The organism is Haloferax sp. Atlit-6N (assembly GCF_003383195.1).
Classification (GTDB): Archaea; Halobacteriota; Halobacteria; order Halobacteriales; family Haloferacaceae; genus Haloferax; species Haloferax gibbonsii.
The window spans coordinates 50,465-74,114 of record NZ_QEQJ01000007.1 but is presented as its reverse complement, the minus strand read 5'-3'; the positions used below and the strand labels follow the sequence as shown (position 1 = coordinate 74,114).

Sequence of the window (23,650 nt, the reverse complement as noted above, 5' to 3'; positions counted from 1 at the left end):
CATTCACCTGCCCGAATTGACTGGGCCTTTATATTTCGACTTGATTTTGTCTCCCTCTCGCCACTGCCAGTAGTAGTATCGGTTGTCGTTGATCTCTTTGACAGTGATCGTCGCCTTCGTGGGGACATCGTCTGGAAGGTCGTCCGACCGTTCTTCGAGCTCGCCTTCCGGTGACTCGTCCTCGAGACGAGCCTCGCGCTCCTTGTGTTCGGCCAGTGCTTCGGCATAGTGGGCAACGTCTCGAAGGCGGGTCGGCCCCAACTCATTGAGAGCGTTGACGACTTCCGTGGGGAGGTTCGGCGGCGTCGGTGGTTCGTAGGACATCGGCAGCTGCCTCGCATTAACCAACACAAGTCGCTATTCAAAAGTTTTGTTGGTTAAATCAGTGCCGCGAATCGTATCCAAGACTCAGAACAAACCCACACAGCCTCTTTTCAGCTCACCATCCACGGGTCAAAGCGCCAAACCAGGATTATCGTACAAAGTATCATACCCTAGATGGTGTTATCGCAATTGCAAACATATCTTAGCACCCACAAACTAATATGAGCGCAATCCGTCTCTAGGACAATGACTGAGGATACGCCGTCTCCGCCGGACATGAATCTGGCCGGTGAGTGGGACAAAGCAGTCGAGAACCGGACGGTCAAAGATCGTGTGTATGAAGCAGTAACGACGCTCACGTCGCCGACCACTGTTGCAGATGTCGCAGAACGTGCTGACTGTACAAAAGAAGGCGCACGTCCTCATCTCGAGTGGTTCGTTGACGTCGGAGTGCTCGAAAAAGTCGCCGACAATCCTGCGCTCTTCGTTCGCAATGAGGCCTACTTTGAGTTCCGTCGTATCACGGAACTGACCCGGGAGCTCAAGACACCAGAAGCGGCCGAGGAAGCAATCGACGAGTACCGAGCCCGAGAACAGGAGCTCTCGAGTTACTTTGAGGAATCCTCGCCTGAGGCAGTTGTCCTTTCCGAGACGACGTACGACGATCTCGATGAGGCGTACGATAGACTGAGTGAATGGCGAACTGTCACTCGCCGCCTTCGTGAACTCCGAGAAGCCAAACTCCGTCTCGAATCAAATGTCAGTGGAAGTCCTGCCTCCTCGTTCCCCTAACCTCGATGGGACGCACAGATGACCTCAATGAAGAACGGATGCGAATTCTCGGTGGCCGCCTCGCAGACCTCTCGGTAATCGAGACCGTCCAGTACTTCCCATCTGGAAAGGAAGACCGTGTTGTTGCCACTCTTCGGTCGAATTACTACCCCAACGTCGTGGATACTGCGACTCTCGAGATCCGCCTTCGACTGAATGGAAAGTTCAACATTCAGTATGTTGAGGAATGGGCTGGTGAACGCTGGTCGTGTCGATGGGACCGCCACCCAAATACGCACAACACACGCGACCACTACCACGTACCACCCCAGCCGCGAGAAGAGAGTGCGGTCGATGCAGTCTACCCAGATGATCCGAATGACGTGCTTCGGGTCGTTCTTCAGACTATCGAAAAACGAATTAACGGTATCTGGGCGACAACAGATCCGGTCTTCCCGTCAGAATACGAATTCGAGAAGGAACACGGCGCAGACTACCTCGTGGACACGTAGCGCAGTTTGTCACTCTGGACGGACGACTTCGTCGCATGAATAGCACTCTGCGAACACGCCAGTTGTCCCATCGCCATCTTCGAACTCAATAATCGACTGATAGGCTTCGATCTCTTCGCCGCAGTCAGGGCATCGACCAAGCGCCGTCGAATCACTCGTCATGGGGGATTGTGGAGACGTGTGTGACACAGATTGTCTCCACTAGTGTCCACGCGATGCCACAGCAAAGATGTTTGGCCAGTTCGCGAAACCCCTGGTTTTGATTTCCGGAGCTGTGGTCGATACAGGTTATTGAGATCTCGAACCGCGATAACCAATTTCAGAATGGGGGTTCTGTTGAAATCCTCAGCGTTGACGTTGGTAAGAACCACTCTGCCCACCGGGGGCCAAAGCGGTCCACAAACTTGACTGCGATGTCGAGATCAGACGCTGTCGTCGCCTCACGTAACCTATGAGCCAAATGCGACCACGAATTTGAGATCCGAGTCGGAGCAGGCTGTCTCTTCGGGGGCAAAAAGCACCTGCGAACGTCCATCTCCTGATTACATGTCTAAGTCGTGGTGTATCGTCACAAAAGGATCCACTGACAGAGATAAGACGACTCACCGCATTCACATCGAGGAAGGGGTTACGGCACCTAGTGACAGGTCGACAACTCACTAATAGATACAGTACGTCTAGCTGTCAAGTAGAATTTTTATGCCACTCTTAGACGATTTCTCCGGATTCGAATTTGAGGACTTGATGGAGGATGTTTTTCGGAATCTTGGGTACGAAGACGTTCATCAAGCACACAGAACCGCCGACGAAGGACGAGACATACTCATGGAGGAGGTCATCAACGGAGCACGGCGTGGTATCGTCGTCGAATGCAAACACACCGGGACTGTCGGGCGACCCGTTATCCAGAAACTCTCCACACCGCCATCGCGATGTACGACTACGACGGCCCGAAGCGCGGCATCGTCGTCACGGCAGGACAGTCGCGAGAATTGTCTCTCGGCCGCCAGATCATCTGCTGGAGAAGGTTGTCGATCGGTTCTGTTCGGTCCTCGTCCACACTGAACAGGCGAAGGAGTTCGCCTACGGCGTGATTACGGCACGCCCATCGATCTCGCGATGCTCGAGCTTCTCGGCGACCTCGTTGACCTGATCGAGGTTGTACCGGCTCGTGTGGAGGTCGACGTCCCCCTGCTCAACGAGCGCGACCAGCTCTTGCAACTCGGCGTACCGACCGACGATGTTGCCGACGAAGGAGAACTCGCCGTTGACGAGCGCCTGTGCCGGTTCGTGGATGTGGCCGCCGTAACCGATGATGTGGTGGTCGCCACCGGCCGCGGTGATGTCGGGTGCGTACGCCGTCGTCACGTCCTCACCGACGAAGTCGAGGACCTGTGCCGCACCGTTGCCGTCCGTGATTGCCTCGATCTCAGTGGGCACGTCGTCCTCCGAAGGATTCACGAGATGGTCGGCGCCGTAGCCATCCGCCAGGTTCAGTGCTGACTCCTTCAGATCCACCGCGGTGATCTTCGCCGCGCTCATCGCCTCGAGACACTGCAGGCCGATGTGACCGAGTCCCCCAACGCCGATGACGACCACGTGATCGCCAGGGTTCAGTTCCGTGACCGCCTTCTTCGCGGCGTGGTAGGCGGTGATCCCGGCGTCGGCGTGGGGGGCGATGTCAATCGGTTCGACCCCCTCAGGTAGGGGAATCACCGAGCGCTCGCTCGTGTGGAGATACTCGGCGAAGCCGCCGTCCGTCGTGAGGCCATTGAACTTGTCGTTCTCACAGTACATCGTCTCGCCGAGCCGACAGGGACGACACGTACCGCAGGTCTGGACTGGGTGACAAATCACCGGGTCGCCCGGCGAGACGATGTCGACGTCTTCACCCGTCTCGGCTACCGTCCCCGCGTTCTCGTGACCCAGAGTCAACGGGAGCTCTTGCGGAACGTATTCTGCCCACATCCCCTCGATGATGTGGTTGTCAGTCTGGCACCAGCCGGCACCCTCTACCTCGACTATCACGTCGCTCGCGCCCGTCGCCGCCGGGCGGTCGACCTCGTCGATCGACAGTCCTTCGCTCATGTCGTCGGTGTACTCGTGCAGTCTCGCAGCTTGCATGTGACATATTCTCTCGCATCCACCGACATAAACATTCGTTATAGATTCTATCTGGCCGCCGCTACAGGTCACACAGAAGCGAACGGATCGGGATGGAAGAGCAGGGCGTGAATCGGCGATCGAGGAATAATCTACATGAACGTTCCTAATAGTTATGTGTGAACAGCCCACACAAATATTTGCATGTACGAGAAAGACGGCGAGGAGATATTCGTCATCGACGGCCACGTCCACCTGTGGGACGCGCGGCAAGAAAACATCATCCACGAGGGTGGCGAGCAGTTTCTCCAGTGCTTCTACGACTACCACACCGGGTTCACCCCGGAGGAGGAGCAGTGGGATATCGACACGTACCGACACTACGGCGCTGACAAGATGACCGAGGACCTGTTCGGGAATGCGGCGGCGGACATGGCCATCTTCCAGCCGACCTACCTCGACGATTTCTATGACGAGGGTTTCAACACGACCGAACAGAACGCCGAGCTCGCGGAGAAGTACCCGGAGCGGTTCATCCTCAACGGAAGCTTCGACCCTCGTGACGGTGAAGAGGGACTCCGCTACCTCGAACACCTCAAAGAGGAGTACGACATCCCCGGCGTGAAGCTGTACACAGCCGAGTGGCGCGGCGAGTCGAAGGGATGGCGCCTCGACAGCGACGAGGCCTTCGAGTTCTTAGAGAAGTGTGCAGAGCTCGGTATCGAGAACATCAACGCGCACAAAGGACCGACGATTCGCCCGCTCAACCGGGACGCATTCGACGTGAAAGACATCGACGACGCGGCGTCGTCGTTCCCCGAACTCAACTTTATCGTCAACCACGTCGGGCTTCCGCGGCTCGACGACTTCTGCTGGATTGCGGCCCAGGAGCCCAACGTGTACGGCGGGCTCGCGGTCGCCTCCGCGATGTCGACCCACCGCGAGCGGAAGTTCGGTGAGATCATGGGCGAACTCCTCTTCTGGCTCGGGGAGGACCGCATCCTGTTCGGCTCCGACTACGCACTGTGGAACCCGGACTGGCTCGTTGAGCAGGTGATGAACGCTGAGCTCACCGACGAGCAAAAAAAGGAGTACGGCGTCGAACTCGACGTCGAGACCATGAAGAAGATCATGGGCGAGAACGCCGCAGAACTGTACGACATCGACATCGAGGAGAAAAAGCGGCAGTTCCGCGACGACGACATCACCGAGCGCTTCGATCTACAGACCCACTACGGAGACGACGCGGGGGCCGCAGCGGACTGATGGCGGGGAGTCGCAGCGACGCCGGCGGTCACGCGGAACGCACGGCAACCGTCAGAGAGCGGTTAGACCGCGTTGAGGACCCAGAGCTGGCCCGGTCCATCGTGGAACTCGATTACATCGACGCCGTCGATATCGACGGCGGCCGTGTCGAAGTCAGGTTCACACTCCCGACGGCGTGGTGTTCGCCCGCCTTCGCGTGGATGATGGCGACCGACGCGCGCGATGAGGTTGAGTCGCTCGACTGGGTCCGGATGGCACGGGTCGTGCTGTGCGACCACATGCACAGTGAGGAGATAACGACCGGGGTGAACGCCCGGGACAGCTTCGGCGAGACGTTCCCGGATGCAGACGGCGACGTCGCGGCAGTTCGGGCTGCAATCGCTGACAAGGCCCGTGTCTCGAGACAACGCGAGGCGGTCCATACGCTACTCGACGCCGGGGTCGATCCCGAACAGATCGTTTCGCTCGTCCGTGCGGACCTGACACTCGCGGGTGAGGAGGCGCACGTCGACGTCGGCGGGTTATCCATCGTTGTCGATGCCGAACCGATCGCCGACTACCTCGACCGCGTCACGACGAGCGGTCACGTGACCGACGACGGCGACACGCTATTCCTCACACCGGAGGGTGATCCGATCCCGGCAGACCAACTCGACGTAGTCCAGAAGCGTTCCCGGCTCGCGAGCGTGAACATGGGCGGACAGGGTGCCGTTTGTGACGCGCTCCACCGCGCTCGTCATGGCCCCGACGGGCCGGACGGCTCTGGGACGCCGACAGTCGACCGGTCGACGTACGACGGCGACGTCAACGAGTTCACCTCGACGTGGACGCTCAGCGGCGACGATTGAGCCACTGTTGGCACGGCTGCCTGTCCTCCATTAGCTGATCGGCCCCAGCCCTTCTCATCCCGCCACTGCCGGAGACACCGTCATTCTCGGGTTCGCCGTGTCCGTCCTTCTCCAGCCCGTTCCGACCGTTTGCGGCCCACTCGTCTCTGTCCCAACCACACTCTGGACACTCACCGTCGCCCCAATCGAAGGGCTCACCGCAGCCGAGACACGCATTCTCCGTGTTTATAGTCAACAGTACACAAGAATAGGGAAAAGTATTCACTTCTCCTCAATAGAGGGCGTCATTCAAATCACCAGTTCAAGGATCTCGGTGGCCAAGCGACGACAGTACGTCCCGAATGATTTCAGTGCAGCGAGCGATGCTCGTGCTTGGACGTGGTCGGCGTTCAATCACCGAGACAGGAGGTGTGAATCGCGCGTACAACACGGTTCACACAGCAATTCGTGACCTGGAAGCCGCGCTCAAGCACGGCTTGCCGTTCGTTTGGAACCGTCTCAAACGCCGCACAGCGGCCCGCTACAAATCCCTATTATCAATGTGTAAAGTCTTTTTTGCGGGCAGATCAAAGAGCTAATCAGGGTCACTCTGGTCGAACCACGTCATCACACGAGTAGCATTCCGCGAACACGCCAGTTGAACCATTTGCTTCTTCAAACTCAATCAGCGATTGATGCAGCGTAAGCTCGTCACCGCAGTCAGGACACCGACCAAGTACTGATGAATTAGTTGTCATGGGGGATTGTGGAGACGTGTGTGACACAGATGTCTCCGGTAATAGCTACATGAGTCGACAGCAACGATATTTGACCAACATGAGTGTTCATTCATGTTGTTCATGGCTTGTATTCATTAACATTGTTCATTAATGCTCGGATACTCCGCTACTCTCCCTGTAACCACGAATAATTGCAATCTCACCACACTAATATGTTCATTCTAAATGTTCACTACATGTATTCATCAACAACATTCATCACTAGACACACCCAAAGAACACAACTGTTGAACACCATGGCTACATTCACAGAAGATTCAAGATGATGGTTCATCATGAACACAGTATGCTCACATATTCGACCTACAGCGAGGCAGGCGGGGTCGGGAAGACGACCACCGCAGCAAACTTGGCGGTTGCGCACGCTCGGGCAGGGTTGAAACCGCTCGTCGTTCCACTTGACCCACAAGACGGCGATCTCTCACGTCTCTTCGGTGTTGACGACCGGCGAACGGATTCAGTCGATAACATCGTACGGCATATGATTCGACGCCCCAACGGCGACTTTGAAGACCTCATTCGAACCGTCGAGGGTGTCGACATCGTTCCGGAACACAATATGCTCTCAGATTTAGCCGATTTTCTCCAGCGAGAGAAAGATCAGGCGGAAGCCATGGGCGAAGCATTCGGGATGCACGCACAGTTACTCCGTGTGCTCCGCGAGGCCGGCGTCCCGGAGGAGTACGACGTACTGATCTGTGACCCGCCGGCAACTGAAGGGCCACACCTCTACAACGCGATTCACGCGACGCGGTCGCTTGTCATCCCCGTCGAACCAAGCGCAAAGGGCCGTGCAGCAGTTGAGGGACTTGAAGCCCTCGTCGCCGGATTTGAAGACCAACTCGAGATTGACGTTGGTGTGCTCGCCGCCGTGCCAACTGGATTCAAAAACACACGTGACCAACGGCAAGTACTAGCTGAAATCGACTATCCGATCCCAGAGATCATCAGCGAGCGTGCCTCCCTGATGGAGGGTTGTTGGATGGAGCAATGTTCGGCGTTCAAATATGTTCGTGAACACAGAAATCGCCGCCGTGACTACGAAATCGAGACGCTTGCCCAGTTCGACCGCATCGCAAGGCATCTCGAAGAACAGGTTGGTATCGAAGCGCCAAACCCCCCGGAACCGGGTGACGTCGACCACGAGGTGGTGACGGTATGACTGGCATGAAAAAAGGAGCTGGTGAAGACCCGTTTGCGGATGACTCGTCGACTGATTCGGCGACCGATACGGAGCCCCAAACGAAGGAACCAGAGCCTGAACAGGCTGAAGAAACGGATTCGAACCGAGCTGAGGGCGAAGACACCCAACAATCTCGCCAGCAAATCCAGATTCCATACAAATTCCGCCGCGATGGCGTCCAAGACGGTCGTGACCGCGTCCCGCTGTTCTTACAGAAGGAGACAAAAGTCGCAGAGAGAGACGCTCTTCGTGAGTTCGAAGACCGGTTCGAAGAGAACGTCTCGCTCACCGACCTCCGTGAAGCGCTCATGAAGGTCGGCCTGCAGCATCTCAATGAAACAGAAGAGTGCCTCGAAGAGTGGGGCTACGGAATGACGTTCGACTAGCAAAGAAACGCGCTTACAGCAGTGTGGGCGCGAAAACCGACAGTTGGCAGTCGGCCACGGTCCGAACTTGGAATCCGCTGGGTAGTTTGTTGACCAAGAGAACGAGCGTCGCCTCCCTGGTAGTCCATTCTAAGGACCAAGGAGTTCGAAGGTAGCGTAATAATAGTATATTTCTTACATTCTCAATTACCTCATTGTCTCTGCGGGACAACGAGGATTAGCAAAATATCGGCCAGTTATCGAGCTTTGACGATGAATCCCATTTCGCTATATCTAATCTCGCCCAAGCCTCACACAGTTTCGGAGTTTGACTTCTGTTGCGTGTCTTATTTTCACGTGGAATCGCGTTGATTAGGCCCTTATCTCGCGTTTTCGAATTCGCCACGGTGAGAAAACTTGGAAAGGTTTTCTGAGAGTCATAACGTCGAAATCGATAGACTGCTCCTATTTCAGTCTCGATATGCTTGAACAGAAGGCACGCAACACGTCCATCCTCCGAAACTGTGTAGTTCAGAGATCGGAGTGTCCCAGTCGAGGAGTCGGTCAGACCAATGGATGAGCTACAAGAGGCAGGGCATGTCCAACATATCGGAGTGAGGAATTTCTCCGTTCGGCAACTACACGAAGCCGAAGCAGTATCCGATACGCCGATTGTTACGAACCAGGTCGAGTATCACCCGTTCACAGACCAGTCGCAACTCTTGGAACACTACGTGGACAATGGCGTGATTCTAACCGCCAACAGTCCGTTGGCCGTCGGGAGAAAACTCGAAAACGAAACCCTGATTCGAATCGGCGAACGGTACGGGAAGTCCCCGGCACAGGTCGCGCTTTGCTGGCTGATACAGCGGGAGAACACATCTACCATACCGAAAGCATCGAAGCTGAAGCACCAAGAAGAGAAGATTGATATTTTCGACTTTGAGCTAACTACTGCCGAGATAGATGCGATTTTTAACCTCTGATCTGACTATCAGGACATACATTACAGTTCTCTGACTTCTTCTGCCGGCACCCCCGCGACGACAGTGTTGGCAGGCACGTCGTTCGTCACTACGGCACCGGCGGCTACGACCGAATTTTCACCAATCCTTACGTCGGGCAATATCGTCGCACCGGCACCGATCCACGCATTGCGTTCGACAACTACCTCCCCTGGTACCATCGTCTTTCGACGATCCGGGTCCACAGGATGACTTTCGGACGTGATATTCACCCTCGCACTAATCATGACTTCATCCTCAATGGTGATACCCCCCAGGTCAAGGAACGAGCAGGCGTGATTGATGAACACATTGCGTCCTAAGCTGGTATGTTTTCCAACGTTGATGTGAAACGGCGGAAAAATCGTGGTGCTCTCGTCGACTTCTTCGCCGATTATCTCCCCTACGTAGTGCCGTATCTCGTCGACGTCTGTCGCTGCATTCAGCTTCTTCGTCAAGCGTATCGTTCGATTGACTTCCTCGGAGACCTTCGCATACTCCGGGTCGTCCAGTGGGACCGGCTCACCGGCTCTCAGCCGATCGAAGATACCTCTCGGTCGGACCCGGACCGTCGCGGACCGGGCACGTTCGCTGATCATCGAGTCAAGGTACGGGCTGCCTTCGTACTTCGCGCGGTACGCTTCGTCAATGTGGTCTTTCAACACCTCGTCCTCTACAGACTCGAACGAGACTTCCTTCGTCATCCCGGCCGTCTCGATCTGCCCGGCGGTTTCCCGAACGGCAGCCTGGTACCAACTCGAATCCTGACCATTGTAGGCGCGCACGTAGAGTTCGCCCTCTACAGCGACGCTCCAGATCCGTGTTGGTGTGCCGTAGGTTTCACCGTCCTCACGGAACGGTGCAATATGCAAATCATCGGACTCGGTAATCTCACTTAGTTCGTCTTCTGGCCATCGATTCATTGTTGACATCTCCTCGAAATTGATGGAAGCATACTCGGATTCGGTCTCAGTCATAGTGTCGGAATAACTATCTCACACCCAGTCGTACATACTCTGTGAGTTAGCGGGTGTGTGGCGCTCTATTCGTCGATCTTGACCATAACCTTGACTGCCTCGCGCTCGTCCATCGCCTCGTAGCCCTCTGAAACATTGTCGAGTCCGACCGTCTTTGTGAAGATGGGTGACGGATCAAGCGTCCCCTGGAGAACATCCTCCATGAGTTCCTCAGCGTAGTTCCGAACGTTCGCCGGGCCCCCAGTAAACGAAGCGTTCTTGAAGAACAACTGCTCAACGAAGTCGGCGTTGTCAAGGTGTGGGACACCGACGTAACCGATGTTCCCACCAGGACGGACCACTTGCGCAGCGGTCTCAAGCGATGATGCGGCACCGACGCATTCGAGGACGTGGTTCGCGCCACCGTAAGTGAGCTCCTGCGCTTCCTCGATCGCATCTTGTCCACGAGCGGCGACGGTTTCGGTCGCACCGAACTCCCGAGCGAGTTGGAGACGGTCTTCGTGATGACCCATTGCGATGATACGCTCGGCGCCGAGTCGTCTCGCCGCAAGAACGCCACAGAGGCCGACTGCACCGTCACCGACGACGATGGCTGTGTCACCCGCTTCCACATTCGCACTAACGGCGGCATGATGTCCCGTTGCCATCACGTCCGTGAGCGGGAGAAGCGATTCGAGAACGTCTTCGTCGTCGGCATACCGATCGGGGACGCGAACGAGTGTACCGTTGGCGAACGGGACACGCAGTTTCTCGGCCTGTGCGCCTGTCGTGCCGTGTGGGCCTAAGAACTCCGCGTTTACACAGGCAGAGTGGAGCCCCTTACGACAGAACTCACACTCTCCGCAGCTGATTGAAAACGGAGCGAAAACCCGGTCGCCCGGCTGGACGTGGCGGACTTCCTCACCGACCTCCTCGACGATACCCATCGGTTCGTGGCCGACGAGAGAGCCCTCATCGTGCTCCTCGGCGCCGCGGTAGAACCAGAGGTCCGACCCGCAGACGGCAGTATATGTTATTCTAATGACAGCATCGGTTGGTTGTTCAATCTGGGGGCTGTCTTTTTCTTCGATTCGAATATCGCCCGGTCCGTGATAAACTGCTGCTTTCATCGTTCGTACGTTGTTAGTGCCTGAAGCTATCTAAATCAAACCCTATCTGAACAGGATCTTTAAGTCGTTGTGTGAACTTGTTGGTGCAGACTCTAGTCCGAATTGGAGAACAGTACGAGAGATCACCGGCACAAGCTGCGCTCCACTAGCTGATACAGCAGGAAAACGTGTTTGCCATACCGAAAGCTGTGAACCAGCAGCACCAAGAAGAGAATATTAACCTCTTCAACTTCGAATTAACTGCCGCCGAGATGAACGCTATATTCGAACTCTAAGGTGAGAGTGGCTTAATCCCAGATGGTCCTTGCCGTTTGTACGTCCGACTGAAGCCGCCTCTACAGAGAAAACAAGGCGAGTGCCTCGGGGGTTGACCCCGAGGCAGTTCACTTGACAGACGGGTGCAATTTTACAAGCTCAACGGGTGGGATGAAGGGTGACTGGATGGAGAATTCGACAGTAACTGTCATTGCGTGAAATCACACTATGTTCGTTAATAGAAGTGGTGCACTCCCTCCATTCACTCCAATAGTATAGCCTTGACTTTTCAGCCTACAAGGCTTCCCTCGAGATGCTGATTTGGTGTGGTACCGTAGACACAACCACCACATCATACGCACCCAGCGTCCGTCCTCCGATCACAATATCTTTCGTTGGCACATCTATTTCGAACGTACTACTAGTGAAGTTCGTGATCCACGTCAGACCATCACGTTCATTGAGTCTAACTCCATCCGGAAGCCGGGAGGTGAATTCGATTCGACCACGGGATAGCAAGTCAGTCACGAGTTCGTCAAGCAGTTCTGATTCCGGCCAGACACCACAGTACGTTACTGAGCCGTCGCCACGGTTCGTCCGGGTAACTGCCGGACGTCCAGCTCCCGGACCGGAGGTGTGCATCGCGACGACTGTCGTCTGTGGATCGGGGTTAAGCCACTCCGCCCAGACCGTGGCAGCGTACTCGTCGCCATCAACGTCCACGGTTAGTGTGATATCTTCCGGGAAGCTCTCGTGTTGGTCAACAACGAACCCGGTGAGGTCCGCAAGTGGACCCGGTGCAAGCGTCTCGTGCAACTGGTTGGCCGGCGTCTTCACGCCTGAGCGTGCCCCGACGAGTAGCTGTCCGCCCCGGTCGACGAAGCTAGTAAGGCGGTCCGCAAGTTTGGTATCGACGAGGTGAAGCCCAGGTGCGACGACGGCGTCGTAGTCCTCCAGCGGGGTGTCCGGATGGACGACATCAACCTGAACACCGCGGGCTCTGAGTGCACGATAGTAACATCGGAGGTGTTCCCAATAATCGAACTCAGGGGCGTGGGGCTGTGCACCGATAGCCCACCAATTGTCATAGTCATGGAAGAGCGCAACAGAGGCGTCAACGTGGCCAGCATCAACTGCGCTGAGTTCCTCGGCTGCAGTTCTCGCATCGCTGTAGCCGCGGTCCAGCGACCCGTCTTGTTTCAGGAGCCCAGCGTGGTACTGTTCTTGTCCCTCCAGACATCGCCGCCAGCGGAAGTACAAGACTGCGTCAGCTCCGTGGCCAACGGCGTGGTGTGCCCAGAGTCGCATAGCACCGTTGCCTGGTTGTGGGCAGTGAGACGGCCAGTTGACGTCGCCAGGTTGTTGCTCCATCACCCAAAAGGGAGCATCATTTGTCGCCCGACAGAGGTCGTGATTCAGGCCGACTTGGTCGGGGTCACCCGCGCGGAGTTCGTCCATTGATGGATCGCCCGCGCGGCGGTCCTGAACGAACCCTGTCGGATACGAGTCCCACGAAACCAAGTCCAAATCAGTACTGACCTTGTGCATGTCGAGCGTCTCGAAATCCCCCATGAAGTTGTGCGTCACAAACCAGTCGCCATGCTCGCGGATAATATCAGCGTGGAGACGGTTGTAGCCGACGACGCTATCGGTCGCAAAGCGGTAGTAGTCCAGTAGACGTGAGGGGTGGTGGTCTGCCGGCGTCGGTCGCGGTGGGTCGACGGCTTCGAAAGAAGTGTACTGTTGACTCCAAAACGTCGTTCCCCACTGTTCGTTGAGGTCGTCAACGTCGTCGTACTTCGCCGCGAGCCATTCAGAAAAGGCGGAGGAGCAATCCTCACAGTAACAGCGGACCGTCTCATGACAACCAAACTCGTTGTCGGTCTGCCAGCCGACAACAGCCGGGTGGTCCGCGTAGTGGGCTGCCATCGATGAGACGATACGCCGCGTCTCCGCTCGGTACCGGGAGGAGTTGAAACAGTAGTGTCGCCGCGAGCCGAAGTTCCGGGGAGTCCCGTCGGCGTCGGCCTGCAGAATTTCGGGGTAATCATCGACGAGCCACTTCGGTGGCGTTGCCGTTGGTGTACAGAGGACGACTTTCAAGCCGTAGTCTGCCAGTAGGTCGACTGCCTCGTCAAGCCACGAGAAGTCAAGGTTCCCGGGTGTCGGTTCGATAACCCCCCACGAGAACTCAGCCAGACGAACGTACTCAATGCCGGCCTCAGCCATCTGCCGTGCGTCAGATTTCCACTGTTCGCGTGGCCAATGTTCTGGAAAGTAGCAAACACCAATTGACATCTTCTGTGATATGAGATGTGGCACCACGATAAAACCCCGGTCAGCCAGGTAACCTTAGTCACCAGTTCGACAAGGGTAATAACTATTGAATGACCTCCGCTGTTGGAAACATACAACCTCTTCCAGTCATGCGTCATACACCTGTTCTACACACTGCTAGGGCTCAAGCGAGATCTATCACGTCCCGTACCGACTGATCGGGGTCGCCCGTCGGAACGAACTCACAACCAACGTATCCGTCGTACCCCGTATCGTCGATCGCGTTGAATATGTTCTCGAAGTTGAGCTCGCCAGTCCCCGGTTGATGGCGCCCTGGTACGTCAGCGAGATGGAAGTGCCCGATAGAATCTATGTGGTTAGTGAGCGTCGCGATAATGTTGCCTTCAGAGATCTGCTGGTGATATAGGTCGTACAGCAACTTCACGTTCGGAGACCCGACGGCATCGACGATCTCGAACCCTTCGTGGCTTGTCGTAAGAAAGTAGCCGGGATGATCGACAGCCGTATTTAGTGGCTCGACGACGAGTGTAACGTCGACAGACTCGGCGGTTGGTCCAACTTCCGAGAGGACGTTGATGATGTTCTGGCGCTGCGCATCCCGGTCGAGACCCTTTTGATCCGGGCCAGTCGTGACAATGAGCGTCGAACAGCCTAATCGATTAGCGGTGGTGATCGATTCCTTGATGGTATCAATTGCATCTTCAGCGACTGCCGGATCAGTAAGCACTCCCCCAGCAGTACAGGCGGCGAGTGGAATGTCTGCGTCTTCAACCGCAGACGTAACCGTGTCAAGGTCTTTCTCACGCCAGCCCCAGAACTCAACCGCATCAGCGCCCACTTCAGCGGCCCGTCGGATCCGGTCAGGAAACGGCCCATTGTAGACCATCTCGACGCAGACAGACACGTTAACCATCTATCTCACCCATTGTCTCAGGACTGAAGACAGTAGTCTCTATACTCACGTGGAACAGGTCGTTTGATTCAGTATCTCTGCTGAGCGCTGTAACTGTATGCGCCATCATAGATATGGTCGATCAACTAGGTAATAGTGATTCCGCTCCCGTGAATGGACATATCGCGTGGATTACTGAAGTACGAACCGGATCTCGAAAAACTCGGCACATAGTATAACAGTCGCAAGTATTGTCGAAGGGGTTAGTTCCCTATGTGACTGAAAAGTACGTTATGTTGCTTCCTCACGGAAGCGCCGCCGGCCAAGCGTTACAGTTCCGATGAGGAATCAACTGCGCCTCTCAGAGGGGCTGAACGCTTGGTCAGCATCAACCATTCGTACGACTGGAATCTGTCTTGAGTCCAAGTGGTGCCACCATCACAAGAAGTTATACTGGTCCACCCGGAGTCTTAGATGTATCCATGAGTGAAGCCTCGGTTCACCAGCGTATCGTCGATCCTGGAATCATCGCGATCGTGCGTGGCATCGATTCAGCCGTCGCACCCGACGTCGTTCGTGCTATCGCAGCCGGTGGCGTCAACGCAATCGAGATTACAGCCAATACACCGGGCGCGGTGGACATGATTCGAGAGGTCTCCAACAGCGTCGAGGATGTTGCCATCGGTGCCGGGACGGTTCTCGACCCGGAGACTGCACGGGCCGTCCAACTCGCCGGTGCTGAGCTCGTCGTCACCCCGACGGTGAACACGGACGTCATCGAGACCTGCAACCGGTACGACACGCCTATTGCGACGGGCGTGATGACGCCAACCGAGGCGCTCACCGCGACTGAGGCCGGCGCAGACTTCTGTAAACTATTCCCTGCGTCAGCTGTCGGCCCCAAGCAAATAAGTGCGATAAACGGGCCACTCCCGCAAGTCCCGTTGATACCGACGGGTGGCGTCTCGACCGACAACGCGGCAGCGTTCTTCGAAGCCGGCGCGGTTGCCCTCGGCGTCGGCAGTTCCATCGTCGACGGTGAGGCCATCGCCGCGGGCGACTTTAGTATGCTGACCGACGCAGCCAGCGAGTTCGTCGCAATCGCCGAGGAGTACCGATGACACCCGACCTCGTCACCTTCGGCGAGACGATGCTTCGGCTGAGTCCACCTGCGGGCGAACGGTTGGAAACTGCGACGGAACTCGACTTCCGAACGGCGGGGGCAGAGAGCAACGTTGCCATTGCGGCGGCACGACTCGGCACCGACGCCTGCTGGCTCTCAAAGCTCCCGGACTCGGCGCTCGGCCGCCGCGTGACGAACGAAATCCAAACCCACGGTGTTGACCCCCGAGTTGCGTGGAGTACGTCGTCACGCCAAGGAACATACTATATCGAGCAGGGAGCAGCACCTCGACCGACAACGGTCATCTACGACCGGGCCGACGCAGCCATCACCACCGCCGAGTCGGACGACCTCGATCGGGACGCGATTCGTAACGCCGACATGTTCTACACGAGCGGTATCACTCCCGCACTCTCGGAGACGCTCGAAGCGACGACGGCCGAACTACTCGCTGACGCACAGTCGGCGGGAACGACGACCGCGTTCGACCTCAACTACCGGGGAAAGCTCTGGTCGCCGGCTGAAGCGAAGGCAACGTGTGAGTCATTCTTTTCTGACGTCGATATTCTCGTCGCGGCCGAGCGCGACATCCGCCACGTCCTCGACCGCGAAGGCGACGCTCGAGCACTCGCCGGAGGGCTAGTAGACGACTTCGGTTTCGAGACAGTAATCGTCACTCGTGGTGACGAGGGTGCGCTTGCCCTCAACGGCGGAACGGTGTACGACCAACCGGCGTTCGAGACGGAGACGGTGGACGCGATTGGCACCGGTGATGCGTTCGTCGGCGCATACCTCTCACGACACATTGCCGGCGACACCGTCGGCGACGCACTCTGCTACGCCGCGGCGACTGCCGCACTCAAACGAACCATCGAAGGCGACCTCGCAGTCGTGACGCCGACAGAAGTCGAACGGGTGGTAGAAAACAGAGGAGGCGGTATCGCGCGGTAGGTCGGTTGGGGCGCAGTGACTGCTAGTAACGCTCTTTGTATTCGAGGTAGGTGTGGTCCTGCATGACTGCAGTCCGACCGCCGTCAACGAGGAGACTGGTCCCAGTCACAAACGACGCCTCATCGCTGGTCAGAAAGGCTACTGTCGCGGCAACGTCCTCGGGGACGCCGATTCGACCGACTGGGTGGATTGCCTCAACACGCTCACGGTCGTCTGCGCTCAACTCCGCTTGCGTGCGTTCGACCTCAACCCATCCCGGGTTGACGGTGTTGACGGTGATCCCGAGAGGACCGAGTTCGAGCGCAAGCGCACGCGTCATCCCGTTGATGCCCGCCTTGACAGCATTGTAGGGAAACAGCCCAGGCATCGTCAAGAAGGCGTGGTTCGAGGACATGTTGACGATTGACCCACCTACTGGCATGTGTTCGGCGGCGTGTTTGGCGCACAACCAGAACGAACGGAAATCAGTCTCGAGGACGAATTTCCAGTCTTCCATCGTCGCTTCAGCCGCCGTCGTCTCCGTCTGGACGCCGGCGTTGTTGACGAGCACATCGAGACGCCCGTAACGGTCTACAGTCTCTTCGATTAGTGCCTCGATTGCCGCAGGATCGCGCATGTCAGCCCCGACGAACATCGATTCGCCACCGAGTTCGCGGATAGCATTGACTGTCTCTTGGCCGTTGTCAGCCGAGCGCCCGTTGACGACGACGGTCGCACCCTCTCGGGCGAGGCGCTTAGCGACACCTGCACCGATACCTTTCGTCGACCCCGTTACGATGGCGACTCGACCCTCGTGTCGGTGTGTGTCTACCATTCAGCGACACTCCCATCGTCGTGTCGCCAGACAGGATTGTGCCAATCGACGTCGATTTCGGCGCGCTCGCGAACGTAGTCGATGTCGATGTCAACGCCGAGTCCCGGCCCGTCAGGGAGATCAACGTAGCCGTCATCGTAGTCGAAGACCGAGGGGTCTTCGAGGTAGTCCAGTACATCGTTGCTCTCGTTGTAGTGGATATCGAGGCTCTGTTCTTGGATGAGCGCGTTTGGTGCGACGGCGTCAACTTGGAGACAGGAGGCGAGCGCAAGCGGACCGAGTGGGCAGTGTGGTGCCATCGCCACGTCGTACGCCTCAGCCATCGCTGCGATTTTCTTCACTTCGGTGATGCCGCCCGCGTGTGACAGATCTGGCTGGATAACGTCGACTGACTGATCCTCGAAGACGTGTTTGTAGTCCCACCGTGAATACATCCGTTCGCCTGTTGCGATGGGTGTCGACGTCTGCGCCGCAATCTCTGGGAGTGCGTCGTTGTGCTCGGGGAGAACCGGTTCCTCGATGAAGAACGGCTCGTGTGGTTCGAGCGCCTTCGCCAGTCGCTTGGCCATCGGCTTCGTGACTCGCCCGTGGAAGTCGACGCCGATGTCGATCTCAGGACCGACCGCCTCCCGAACAGTCCGGAGTCGATCGACGGCGTCGGCGACAGCACTCGGGTTGTCCACCCGGCGAATCTCTGGCGTCGCATTCATTTTGAGCGCCGTGAACCCAGCATCAACTTTCTCCGCGGCAGCGTCGCCGACGGCGGCGGGCCGATCGCCACCCACCCACTGATAGACGCGGACACGGTCCCGAACCGGACCTCCGAGGAGTTCGTACACCGGTGCGTCGAACTGCTTGCCCTTGATGTCCCACAACGCTTGGTCGATGCCGGCGATTGCGGACATTAAAACTGGACCACCGCGATAGAAGCCGCCACGATACATCGTCTGCCAGTGGTCTTCGATTCGGGTCGGGTCCTCACCGAGCAGATACGTCTCCATGAGTTCCTCGACGGCGGCCCGAACGGAGTGTGACCGGCCTTCGACGACCGGTTCACCCCAGCCGACGATGCCGTCGCTCGTTTCGATACGGAGGAACAGCCACCGCGGCGGTACCTCGAACAACTCGTAGTTAGTGATTCGTGTCATAGTGTGTCTCGGAATGTCAGTATGTATTGTCTAGCTCGTCGAATGCGTGGCGAAAACGGATTACATCCCTTTCATTCCACCGCTGGCAAGCCCCTCGACGATGTAACTCTGGACGAACGCGAACAGGACGACCACAGGAACGATGGTAATCGTCGCGGCCGTCAGCAGCAGTTCCCACGCGACCGTGTTCTGCGACTGGAACAACTGGAGGCCAAACGGAAGCGTACGCGTTGCGGCCGTCTGCGACAGGATGGAGACGAGCAGGTAGTCGTTCCACGAGAGGATGAACGTGTAGAACCCCGCAACGGCGATGCCGGGGAGCGACAGCGGGACGATAATACGCCACAGGATATCCAGACGCGAACAGCCGTCCATCTTCGCTGCCTCGTCAAGTGAGGTCGGGATATCGTCGAAGTAGCCTTTCAACAGCCAAGTCCCCAGCGGAATCCCACCGACAGAGTGTGCAATGACAATGCCGAGATATGAGTCGATGAGGTTCAGCGAGAACATCAGCAGGAAAAACGGGATGAGGATGAGCACCAGCGGGAGCATCTGTGTCGCGAGGAACGACAGCAGAATCGACTGCCGACCGGGGAACTCGAATCTGCTCAGTGAGTATGCCGCCAACGTCCCGACAACAAGCGTCAGGGCGGTCGTCGAAACCGCGATGACGACTGAGTTGACAAAGTAGCCCTGGAATGCACCCGTCTGCAGTACGATGAGGTAGTTCTGGATGGTGAAGTCACCGAGCGACGGGATAAGTTGTGTCGAGTAGAGGAACTCCTGGGACGTGAACGTCACGAGCAGCATGTACGCCACAGGCAACAGAAGGAAGACAAAGTAGAGGCTGAGGACGGCGTACACGCCAGCGAGACGGCGCGGCGACATATCGTCGGCTAGCCACGCGTCGAAGCGTTGGGTTAGCGAACGGTTCGAAGACGAGTGTGTGGGTGAGTCAGTTGCCATTGGTCTGTTCGGTTAATCGCGAGCCTCCAGCCTCACGTACACGACGGTGAAGGCCATCATGATGATGAGCATCACGAGTGCCATGCTCGCCCCGTACCCGAGGGCGTACTGTTCGAACGCCTGCTTGTAGATGTACGTCGCCATCACCTCGGTGTTCCCGAGCGGCCCGCCGCCGGTCGAGAGATAGACGATGTCGAAGTTGTTGAACGTGAAGATGACGTGCAGCACGATCATAATCATCGACACGTACGATATCTGCGGGAGGGTGATGTACCGGAAGGCCTGCAACGGTCCTGCGCCGTCGAGTCGGGCAGCCTCGTATTGGGTCTCCGGGATGGACTTCATCGCCGCCATGAGCGCGATGGCATAGAACGGAACGTTACGCCACACGTGCATCACTACGATGAGCGGGAACGCGACACCTGGCCGGCCGAACCAGTACGTCGTCTCCATCCCCAACTTCGCGAGGACGATGTTGGCCGGGCCGAAATCGGGTTGGACGAGAAAGCGGAAGATGATGACCATCACGATGCCGGGAAGCACCCACGTGATCATCGAGGCGCTACGGAAGAAGCCAGCTCCGGGCACCTTCTCTTTGAGCGCCAGCGCTAATCCCAACCCAAGTAGGTACTGTAGCGAGACAGCGACAGCCGTCAACAGGACCGTGTGCCAGAGTGCCGACCTGAACGTCGCGTCGGACAGCATTTGCCCGAAGTTTCCGAGGCCGACGAACGTCATCTGCTCGGGGTTCAAAAGTGACACTTCGAAGAACGCCAGTTGGATTCCCCGAAGCGTCGGATAGACGATGATGACGCCGAGCATAATCACGGCCGGGAGCACCATAGCGTAGCCCAACCACGTGTCCGAGGCGAACTGCTTGAACTCCTCTACGTACGGCGAGAGTGGGCTCGACGAGATGTCTTGTGCGGCCATGGCGTTCTACAGTTCGCTTTCGAGTGCCGTTAGCTCTTCGTGGAGTTGCGTTCCGGCCTTGTATGGGTCGGTCTTACCGTAGGAGACCTCCTGCATGAGGCGGTAGAACGGCTCACGGACGGGGCCCCATCCGACCTTTGCGAGTGCGCGTCCGGTCTCGAACACGTCGACGAACGGTTCCCAGTTCTCGTTATCGATGGTCGATTCAACCTCGTCGTGGACGGGTGTCATCGCGTTTCCTGGAGCGTCCTCACCCATCGCGTTCATCGTATCAGGGCTGGCGAACGTGGCGATAACGTCCCACGCGGCGTCCTTCTGTTCGCTGTGTGAGTTCATCATTATCGGTTTGACTTCGAGGAAGGTTCCCCTCGAGCCGCCGTCACCGTAAGGGAGGTGGCCGACACCGGTGTTCTCGTTGAGGAGCGTAGTCGTCGCCTCGGTATCGTTGATGTTGGTCCCAGTCGTCCAGCTACGGAGCCACGTCCCGCACTCGATGAAGGCGAACTGGCCGTTGAGATAGCCGGGGTCATTGACCTGCCATCCCGTCCCGAGTTGGTCTGGGTTACCGAGCGGTTCGTCGGCCGCCCACACTTGGTAGTACCAGTTGTCGAATATCTGACCGATCGTATCGGCGTCGATATTCAACGCCCACGCGTCTCCCTCAGGAACGTAGAGCTGGTCCGTGTGTTGGTAAACGTGTGACATCCACTCTTGGAACGCCCGGACGCTGCCATCTTTCGTACAGTTGTGGTAGGCCTGAACACCGTCGACTTCCTTGTTGATGAGTCGGCCAATCTCCTGAAACTCCTGAGCGGTCTCTGGTGGCTCCTGTCCCAGTTCTTCGAGAATGTCCATCCGGTAGATGAGCGCCCGGCCGTTGCCCATGTACGGAAGGCCGTAGAGCTTCCCCTGGTACCGCATCGCGTCGAGCGCGGAGTCAACGAAGCCGTCGAAGTAATCAAGTTCTTCGACACGGTCGTCAAGCGGTTCGAGGTGTCCGGCCTTGATATATTCTGTTAGGTGAGCGAGGACGCCCTCAATGACATCGGGGTCACCGGTTCGAGCACCTGTGAGGAACTTCTGTCGAAGGTCTTCGTATGAAAACCGTCCGATGGTCAACGGTGCGTCACCTCGAGAGTTGTAATTCTCTTTGAACGCGTCCTTCCAGATGGGGGGAGAGTCGTCGTTGGGGAACGTGTACTCCCAAAAGAGCACCTCTTTTGTAGCACCTTCTCCGCTACTGTTACTTTGATCGGTAGCGGTATCCCCATCGCTCCCACCGAGTTGTCTGTCGCCTCCGCTATTACCGCCACCCGTACATCCCGCGAGTGCGACGCCTGCGCCGATACTGAGGCTTTTCACGAGTGAACGTCTGCTCAAACTGGATGAGTTACTCTCTGTCATGGGGTGAACCCTACACCACACATTAGACCACCATTATTTATAATTTACTAATGGTCACATTATCGGCGGCGGCGTTAGCTACCCTATCGGTGAAGAGAAAGTTCGGTCTGGACTACGACGCTTTGCTAGCCGAGTTGACTACAGACGGATATCCTGCACGTCACTCGGCACCGACCTCAACGCTACCAACGTCGTTGTCGAGGCCAACGAGCGCGTCGATGTCGCTGGACTCTGGCGGTTCACGGTTCCGGAGTGTCTCGCCCGTCTTCCCGTCGAAGAGGTGAATCCGGTCCTGCGGAAATTGAACGGTAAGCTTCCTACCTGGTTCGATAACGATGTCGCCTTCGAGCGTCGCAGTATACTGCTCGCCGTCGATTTGGAGGTAGACGTAGGTGACGTCACCCAGCGGTTCGGTTACCTCCACCGCCGGTGATAACGCGTTGTGTGTATCGGCTGGTACCGCTTCGATATCTTCAGGGCGGATACCAAGGGTGAACTGACCCTCCGAACGTCCGATATCTGTGTATACGTCGTCGTCCAACTCGTAGCTAAAAGCGTCGTGAACGAGCGTCGGTGTCTCGCCGCTCGTGTCGAGTTCGACATCGAAGAAGTTCATCGAGGGTGAACCGATGAAGCCGGCGACGAACTGGTTCTCTGGCTGGTGGTAGCATTCCAACGGAGTCCCAATCTGCTGGAGTTCACCGTCGTTGAGCACGGCGATGCGGTCAGACATGGTCATCGCTTCGGTCTGGTCGTGTGTGACGTAGATGGTCGTCACGTCGAACTCTTGCTGAATCTTCTGGAGTTCTGTCCGCATCGTCGTTCGGAGTTTCGCGTCGAGGTTCGAGAGTGGTTCGTCCATCAGGAACACTTCTGGTTCGCGGACGATAGCACGACCGAGCGCGACGCGTTGTTGCTGTCCACCGGAGAGTTCACCTGGCGTCTTACTGAGTAGGTCACCGATACCCATCATCTCAGCTGCCTCGTGTACCCGCTCTCGAATCTCGTCTTTCGAGAGGTCAGTTGTCATCTTTAGACCAAACGACATGTTTTCCTCTGCTGTCATGTGCGGGTACAACGCGTAGTTCTGGAACACCATCGCCATGTTCCTCGCCTTAGGCTTTTTATCAGTAACTGCCTCGCCGTCAAGTACTAACTCGCCGGATGTTGGTGTTTCGAGCCCTGCGATACATCGAAGTGTCGTGGACTTCCCACAGCCAGAGGGCCCAACGAGAACGATGAACTCGCCATCTTCAATCTCCACATCAAAGTCGTCGACAGCAACGATGTCTCCACTATTGTCGTGGAACACCTTCTTGAGGTGCTGAACGTCTAGCTTACCCATGCCACGACCAAGATTGTTATTCGTGTTAAATCTTGCTCTCGCAAAGATTCGTTCGTTGAGGACTCTCGACAGATCTCAGTAGGAATAGAGCAGTCGAGCAACTCGAGAGGTAACACCAGCAGACAACGGGCCGACCTGACGGCAGATCCCACTCCAGAACACCGTCTATGATACATGAAATTGCTAAGATTACCAACAACCCACTCGTGGAGATTCGACGCCTGTGCCCGTCTCCAGTAAATACCGACGGTATTTGAGATTTCACATATCATGAAATCGT

At 56.9% G+C, this 23,650-nt stretch carries 20 protein-coding genes and 3 pseudogenes; 11 read left to right on the top strand and 12 right to left on the bottom strand.

All coding sequences use genetic code 11. The features are described from left to right. Positions 1–3 precede the first annotated feature (3 nt). A complete protein-coding gene (locus DEQ92_RS19125; RefSeq protein ID WP_115821476.1) occupies positions 4–324 on the bottom strand; it encodes a hypothetical protein in 321 nt (106 codons plus the stop codon). A 246-nt stretch (positions 325–570) separates the two neighbouring features. Here DEQ92_RS19125 and DEQ92_RS19120 point away from each other — a divergent pair, with 246 nt between their 5' ends. The 3 genes and pseudogenes from DEQ92_RS19120 to DEQ92_RS19105 form a co-directional block, all read left to right on the top strand. Then, positions 571–1,116 (top strand): hypothetical protein, encoded by a 546-nt coding sequence (locus DEQ92_RS19120; protein ID WP_233516896.1) that lies wholly within the window; start codon positions 571–573, stop codon positions 1,114–1,116. Between the two features lie 5 nt (positions 1,117–1,121). Beyond that, positions 1,122–1,607 carry a hypothetical protein gene (locus DEQ92_RS19115; RefSeq protein WP_115821336.1) on the top strand — a complete coding sequence of 162 codons (486 nt, stop codon included), beginning with the start codon at positions 1,122–1,124 and terminating at the stop codon, positions 1,605–1,607. A 699-nt stretch (positions 1,608–2,306) separates the two neighbouring features. Next, positions 2,307–2,590: pseudogene (locus DEQ92_RS19105) on the top strand (restriction endonuclease); the annotation flags it as partial. A 100-nt stretch (positions 2,591–2,690) separates the two neighbouring features. Here the strand turns inward: DEQ92_RS19105 and DEQ92_RS19100 are convergent. Further along, positions 2,691–3,731: an NAD(P)-dependent alcohol dehydrogenase gene (locus DEQ92_RS19100; protein WP_115821334.1), complete on the bottom strand. Its 1,041-nt coding sequence runs from the start codon at positions 3,729–3,731 to the stop codon at positions 2,691–2,693. Between the two features lie 183 nt (positions 3,732–3,914). On the opposite strand from DEQ92_RS19100, the gene DEQ92_RS19095 reads away from it, so the two are divergent. The 6 genes and pseudogenes from DEQ92_RS19095 to DEQ92_RS19065 form a co-directional block, all read left to right on the top strand. Further along, positions 3,915–4,976 carry an amidohydrolase family protein gene (locus tag DEQ92_RS19095; RefSeq protein ID WP_115821332.1) on the top strand — a complete coding sequence of 354 codons (1,062 nt, stop codon included), beginning with the start codon at positions 3,915–3,917 and terminating at the stop codon, positions 4,974–4,976. Then, positions 4,976–5,824, top strand: coding sequence for an iron-sulfur cluster assembly protein (locus DEQ92_RS19090; RefSeq protein WP_115821330.1), 849 nt, complete (start codon positions 4,976–4,978; stop codon positions 5,822–5,824). Before DEQ92_RS19095 ends, DEQ92_RS19090 begins: the two co-directional genes overlap by 1 nt. A 410-nt stretch (positions 5,825–6,234) precedes the next feature. Beyond that, a pseudogene (locus DEQ92_RS19080) lies at positions 6,235–6,353 on the top strand (IS1595 family transposase); the annotation flags it as partial. A gap of 536 nt (positions 6,354–6,889) precedes the next feature. Then, positions 6,890–7,765: a ParA family protein gene (locus DEQ92_RS19075; protein ID WP_115821326.1), complete on the top strand. Its 876-nt coding sequence runs from the start codon at positions 6,890–6,892 to the stop codon at positions 7,763–7,765. Next, positions 7,762–8,172, top strand: coding sequence for a hypothetical protein (locus DEQ92_RS19070; protein WP_115821324.1), 411 nt, complete (start codon positions 7,762–7,764; stop codon positions 8,170–8,172). Before DEQ92_RS19075 ends, DEQ92_RS19070 begins: the two co-directional genes overlap by 4 nt. A 527-nt stretch (positions 8,173–8,699) precedes the next feature. Beyond that, positions 8,700–9,137: pseudogene (locus tag DEQ92_RS19065) on the top strand (aldo/keto reductase); the annotation flags it as partial. 20 nt (positions 9,138–9,157) lie between these two features. On the opposite strand, the gene DEQ92_RS19060 reads toward DEQ92_RS19065, so the two are convergent. From DEQ92_RS19060 to DEQ92_RS19045, 4 genes are all read right to left on the bottom strand, one after another. Beyond that, positions 9,158–10,132, bottom strand: a complete 975-nt coding sequence (locus DEQ92_RS19060; RefSeq protein ID WP_233516895.1) for a DUF2255 family protein — start codon at positions 10,130–10,132, stop codon at positions 9,158–9,160. A 65-nt stretch (positions 10,133–10,197) separates the two neighbouring features. Continuing rightward, the gene (locus DEQ92_RS19055) at positions 10,198–11,241 is read right to left on the bottom strand and encodes a zinc-dependent alcohol dehydrogenase family protein (protein WP_115821320.1); all 1,044 of its coding nucleotides are present in this window, start codon (positions 11,239–11,241) and stop codon (positions 10,198–10,200) included. A gap of 549 nt (positions 11,242–11,790) precedes the next feature. Continuing rightward, positions 11,791–13,794, bottom strand: a complete 2,004-nt coding sequence (locus DEQ92_RS19050; RefSeq protein WP_115821318.1) for a beta-galactosidase — start codon at positions 13,792–13,794, stop codon at positions 11,791–11,793. A gap of 163 nt (positions 13,795–13,957) precedes the next feature. Next, positions 13,958–14,707, bottom strand: coding sequence for a hydroxypyruvate isomerase family protein (locus DEQ92_RS19045; RefSeq protein ID WP_115821316.1), 750 nt, complete (start codon positions 14,705–14,707; stop codon positions 13,958–13,960). Positions 14,708–15,168: 461 nt separating this feature from the next. On the opposite strand from DEQ92_RS19045, the gene DEQ92_RS19040 reads away from it, so the two are divergent. Then, entirely contained in the window at positions 15,169–15,807 is a 639-nt protein-coding gene (locus DEQ92_RS19040) for a bifunctional 4-hydroxy-2-oxoglutarate aldolase/2-dehydro-3-deoxy-phosphogluconate aldolase (protein WP_115821314.1), read from the top strand. After that, on the top strand, positions 15,804–16,760 hold the full coding sequence (gene kdgK1, locus DEQ92_RS19035) for a bifunctional 2-dehydro-3-deoxygluconokinase/2-dehydro-3-deoxygalactonokinase (protein WP_115821312.1): 957 nt from the start codon (positions 15,804–15,806) through the stop codon (positions 16,758–16,760). Before DEQ92_RS19040 ends, kdgK1 begins: the two co-directional genes overlap by 4 nt. Positions 16,761–16,782: 22 nt before the next feature. Here the strand turns inward: kdgK1 and DEQ92_RS19030 are convergent, their stop codons facing one another. From DEQ92_RS19030 to DEQ92_RS19005, 6 genes are all read right to left on the bottom strand, one after another. Then, on the bottom strand, positions 16,783–17,574 hold the full coding sequence (locus tag DEQ92_RS19030) for an SDR family NAD(P)-dependent oxidoreductase (RefSeq protein ID WP_115821310.1): 792 nt from the start codon (positions 17,572–17,574) through the stop codon (positions 16,783–16,785). Then, positions 17,568–18,722, bottom strand: coding sequence for a galactonate dehydratase (dgoD, locus tag DEQ92_RS19025; protein WP_115821308.1), 1,155 nt, complete (start codon positions 18,720–18,722; stop codon positions 17,568–17,570). Before dgoD ends, DEQ92_RS19030 begins: the two co-directional genes overlap by 7 nt. Before the next feature lie 60 nt (positions 18,723–18,782). Next, positions 18,783–19,688 carry a carbohydrate ABC transporter permease gene (locus DEQ92_RS19020; protein WP_233516894.1) on the bottom strand — a complete coding sequence of 302 codons (906 nt, stop codon included), beginning with the start codon at positions 19,686–19,688 and terminating at the stop codon, positions 18,783–18,785. A gap of 12 nt (positions 19,689–19,700) precedes the next feature. Beyond that, positions 19,701–20,621 carry a carbohydrate ABC transporter permease gene (locus DEQ92_RS19015; RefSeq protein ID WP_008572640.1) on the bottom strand — a complete coding sequence of 307 codons (921 nt, stop codon included), beginning with the start codon at positions 20,619–20,621 and terminating at the stop codon, positions 19,701–19,703. A 6-nt stretch (positions 20,622–20,627) separates the two neighbouring features. Further along, positions 20,628–22,025, bottom strand: a complete 1,398-nt coding sequence (locus tag DEQ92_RS19010; protein ID WP_233516893.1) for an extracellular solute-binding protein — start codon at positions 22,023–22,025, stop codon at positions 20,628–20,630. 160 nt (positions 22,026–22,185) lie between these two features. Then, entirely contained in the window at positions 22,186–23,370 is a 1,185-nt protein-coding gene (locus DEQ92_RS19005) for an ABC transporter ATP-binding protein (protein ID WP_115821304.1), read from the bottom strand. Between the last annotated feature and the right edge of the window lie 280 nt (positions 23,371–23,650).